Origin of the sequence: Aquirufa regiilacus (genome assembly GCF_032470275.1) — a bacterium.
Taxonomy (GTDB): Bacteria; Bacteroidota; Bacteroidia; order Cytophagales; family Spirosomataceae; genus Aquirufa; species Aquirufa regiilacus.
In genome coordinates this window covers 1-361 of the sequence record NZ_JAVNWW010000012.1, presented here as the reverse complement: position 1 = coordinate 361, position 361 = coordinate 1, and the positions used below count along the sequence as shown (strand labels likewise).

The following is a 361-nucleotide window of genomic DNA, read 5'->3' as shown; positions in this document are numbered from 1 at the left end:
AGCGAACGAGTTTAATCACCAAGAGATTAACAAAGAGAACCCATTAACCTGGGGGATTAGCTCAGCTGGCTAGAGCACCTGCCTTGCACGCAGGGGGTCAACGGTTCGAATCCGTTATTCTCCACCAAAGTTTAGTTAAGAGTGAAGAGTTAAGAAGTAAGAGTTAAGAAGTAAGAGTTAAGAGTTACAGATTAAGCGAACGAGTTTAATCAACAGATTGAAAAAGTTACTAATGACTAACGACTAGTGACTAGCGACTGAAAACACCACCCCTACCCTTTCCAAATGTGGAGATCGGAATTTGGGAACGATGTGAATGAGATGAGCGCAAGCTTATTGAATTTCACACAAGGTTCTTTGA

The 361-nt window shown here is 41.8% G+C and carries 1 tRNA gene; it reads left to right on the top strand.

The window, feature by feature from the left end:
* The first annotated feature begins 50 nt into the window (after positions 1–50).
* Positions 51–127: transfer RNA gene (locus PQG45_RS11790), tRNA-Ala, on the top strand.
* The last annotated feature ends 234 nt before the right edge of the window (positions 128–361 follow it).